Genomic DNA, 3,698 nt, shown 5'->3' on the forward strand with positions numbered 1-3,698 from the left:
AGATTTTTTTTATAGTCATGAAAAATATTTTACCATAAATCCTAGACTTTTAAAGTCTGGGATTTATTTTTTTCATCAAAAAGGAGCTTCACACTAATTATTTAGTGCGACAGCCCCTTTTTTATTATCTATTGATTAACTTCAGCAATAAGCTTATCTGCTTTATATATATGCTCAATAAGCCAATCATTTAGTAAGGCTAATAAACCTAATAATACTTCTCTTTGATTTTCATCTATATGTTCTGTGCTGTAACTTTGTATTTTATTAATAAACTCATCATGTGCTACTTTTTGTGATAATAATCTTTTATATCCCTTTGATAGCATATATTCTTCTTCATGCTCAAAATGATACTTTGTATATGCTTTTAATTCTTCAATTACTTCAACAATATAATCATACTTATCTGGTATAAATTCATTTTTTAGTAATTGATAAGCTCTGTTTGCAATTGTAAATAGCTGTTCATGTTCTTTATCTATAAAATCTATTCCTGTTTTATATTCTGGTTTCATTTCATACATTGCCATCCCTTTTCCCCCCTTTATAAATTTATTTCTATACTTAATTTATATTATAATTTACATATTATTATTGTTTATATAATTATAGTTGATAGTTAAGATTTATACAATAAGAGTTTTAAAGATATTTAGAAAATCCTAACATTTTTTACTTTTCCATAATAATCTCTTTTAGCAGCTTAGGATCATCTGTAAATAATCCATCAACTCCACCATTCCTAAACATTCTCATATACTTAGGATCATTTACAGTATATATATTTAACTCAAGATTAAACTTGTGAGCTTCCCTTATAAGCTCTTCATTAACTAATTCTAAATAAGGATGTATTGCATCTGCCTTTAAAGCTTTTGCAATTTCTATTATATTTTCTATAGTTTTATAATATAATAACCCTGTTTTAATATTACTATCAATTTCTTTGCATATTCTTATTGAATCTAAATTGAAACTCGATAAAAGCACATTGTTATTTAAAGCATATTTCTTAATTAAATTTATTACATCCTCCTCAATTCCTTCATAATGTATTTCATCTGTCTTAAGCTCTATATTTAATATTATATTGCTCTTTTTTACTATATCTAATACCTCTTCCAAAGTAGGTATATGGCATTCTGGATTATCTCTAAATAAAACTCTTCTACACTTAAAAGCTTTAAGTTCTTCTAAAGTAAAATTCTTAACTAAACCTCTTCCTAAAAAAGTTCTTTCTATATCCTCATCGTGTATTACTACTAATTTATTATCCTTAGTTTTATGAACATCTAATTCAATACCTGAAGCGCCTGCTTTAATAGCTTCTTTAAAAGCTAGCAATGTATTTTCTGGGTAGTTAATACTATCGCCTCTATGAGCAAAATTTACCATTTTAATCCTCCCAATTTTTTATTCATTAAAAATAAGGCTCATAAATATTTTATATTACAACAGCTATAGCATACTCCTTTTTCATATTATATATTTAGACAATTTCTTATACAATATTTATTCCTTCCCTTTTTTTAAGTCAAACTATTTTGTTTAGTTATTATTAATTAATGTTTTATATAATTAGGCATAATTGAGAAAAATATTGACTATATTAAATGAATTTATAAATCACTATTAACATTAATCCTTCTAATTATAGAAATTATAGTATAATAATACTATCACTCATATATCTTGATTAAAGGAATGATAAAATTGGACATTATAGATAAATTCATGCAGAATAAAGATCCTAATAATGCTGCTCCTATGAAGGCATATATGAAAAATCAGTTTGAATTCTTAGGCATAAAAACCCCTTTAAGAAAAGAACTTGAAAAGCCCTTCTTTAAAAAACTAGATAAAAATTCTCCTATTGATAGGGAATTTGTAAAATCTTTATGGAAAGAAGAATATCGGGAATTTCAATATCTAGGAGTAGACTATTTAATAAAAGAAAAAAAGAAATTACAAAATGACGATATTCATTTTATTAAAGAACTGATAATAAATAAGTCTTGGTGGGATACTATCGATTTAATTGCCAGTCATTTAGTTGGAGAGATATGTCAAAAATATCCTAAACTTATTGATGAATATATATTAAAATGGAGCCAAGATGAAAATATGTGGTTAAGAAGAACAGCAATACTTTTTCAACTTAAATATAAGGAAAACACAAATACAGAGGTCCTTGAAAAAGTTATATTAAATAATAATGAAGATAATGAATTCTTTATAGAAAAGGCTATAGGCTGGGCCCTTAGGGAATATTCAAAATCAAATAAGGAATGGGTTAAAATTTTTATATCTTCCTATAAATTAAGTAAGTTAAGCGTTAAGGAAGGAAGTAAATATCTTAATTGAATTTTTAGTACGCTGAATAAAAAGAGACTGTCCATAAGAATAATAAATTCTTTTTGATACAGTCCTTTTTTATTTGCTAAATATATAACTTAACGGCTTAAAATTTAAATAGTAAAATTCTCTTCAAGCAAATCGTTAAATTCAACATTATTAGCTTCCACAACACTACTATCTTCTAAACTATCTCCTGAATTATCATTAATATCTGCATTCATATCAATAATAAAGCTTCTTCTCTTATTTCTTGATAACTTTCTTTTTTTCTTATCATCTAGGGCCATCTTTATTAATTTTATTGCTTCTGTCGGAATTTCACATCCTCCAAGAACTACAATATTATTTTTATTGTTATATGTTATGTAGGTAGTTCTATAAACTTCAAATAATTTAGCTACTTCATATGGATCATATCCATCAATTTTTAAATTAATTCCTAAATAATCACAGTCATATATATCTGGTTGAACAAAAACACTATTTTTTATTGCTAAATCCACAGCACTTTTAACATCCATTAAGCCATCATATAGTTTTAAAACAAGTCCTGCCCCTTCAGCAGTATTTATTCTTAATGAATCTCTGTTATCAATGCTGCCTTCAGAATGAATGCCTGTTATGTTATAAGCTAAATCTAAGCTTTCAATAACTTCATTATTAATCTCTCTATAAGTATTTCTCTTATTGTTATCAACGAATTTAACATCATTTATTAAATCCATAATACTATTGATATCATTCCAACATTCTAGAGTATTTTTAAATGATAATTCATCTTCTTTTAAGCTAGGTAAAATAGCTACTACATTAATTTTAGCCTTTGGTAATACTTTTTTGGCTATTTGTATAAAAGTCTTTATTGCTCCTGAACCTGTTCCGCCAGCCATAGTTGTAAATACTACAATTACTTCTGTTAACAGATATTTACTTAATAATGTTCCTATTGCATTAACATTATCTAATATCATCTCCTTAGACTTATTTCTGTCTCTTCCCGAACCATCTGTCCCTGGATATAAATTATATACGAATAGATAAAAGGGGAGGAGAATTATTGAGATAAGTTATATAAAGGGGTGACTTTATCATTATGGATAATAAAGAAAGAAATAAAATTCAAAATAAAAAAAGAGGGGAAATCTCCCACTATTCTATTGATCAGGTAGCTGATTTATTAAATGAAAATATTAATCTTGAATTCGGCAAGTAAATTTTAAAAAAGTTTCTACTTGCCATTTTTGTTTTCTTTATGAATAAATTTACATTTATTATGATATTTTATACCGTTAGGTCTTTTTTTGAGTATACTTAATAAACCCAAATAACATTTGGAT

The 3,698-nt window shown here is 25.9% G+C and carries 3 protein-coding genes and 1 pseudogene; 1 reads left to right on the forward strand and 3 read right to left on the reverse strand.

The genetic code is table 11. The features are described from left to right. Window positions 1-128: 128 nt before the first annotated feature. Entirely contained in the window at window positions 129-527 is a 399-nt protein-coding gene (locus tag KQI16_RS06020; protein WP_216432790.1) for a bacteriohemerythrin, read from the reverse strand. 148 nt (window positions 528-675) lie between these two features. Further along, complete coding sequence (locus tag KQI16_RS06025) at window positions 676-1,398, reverse strand: glycerophosphodiester phosphodiesterase (protein WP_216432789.1); 723 nt, start codon at window positions 1,396-1,398, stop codon at window positions 676-678. Window positions 1,399-1,716: 318 nt separating this feature from the next. Here KQI16_RS06025 and KQI16_RS06030 point away from each other — a divergent pair, with 318 nt between their 5' ends. Beyond that, window positions 1,717-2,367, forward strand: a complete 651-nt coding sequence (locus tag KQI16_RS06030) for a DNA alkylation repair protein (RefSeq protein ID WP_286172906.1) — start codon at window positions 1,717-1,719, stop codon at window positions 2,365-2,367. A 104-nt stretch (window positions 2,368-2,471) separates the two neighbouring features. Here KQI16_RS06030 and KQI16_RS06035 read toward each other — a convergent pair. Next, a pseudogene (locus KQI16_RS06035) lies at window positions 2,472-3,383 on the reverse strand (cell division protein FtsZ); the annotation flags it as partial. Window positions 3,384-3,698: the final 315 nt, after the last annotated feature.

Source organism: Caproiciproducens sp. MSJ-32 (assembly GCF_018918055.1).
Classification (GTDB): domain Bacteria; phylum Bacillota; class Clostridia; order Clostridiales; family Clostridiaceae; genus Clostridium.

Excerpts from the sequence above, each read along its gene's own strand:
- KQI16_RS06025 (WP_216432789.1), bottom strand. The coding sequence starts at position 1,398 with ATGGTAAATTTTGCTCATAGAGGCGATAGTATTAACTACCCAGAAAAT.
- KQI16_RS06020 (WP_216432790.1), bottom strand. The coding sequence starts at position 527 with ATGTATGAAATGAAACCAGAATATAAAACAGGAATAGATTTTATAGAT.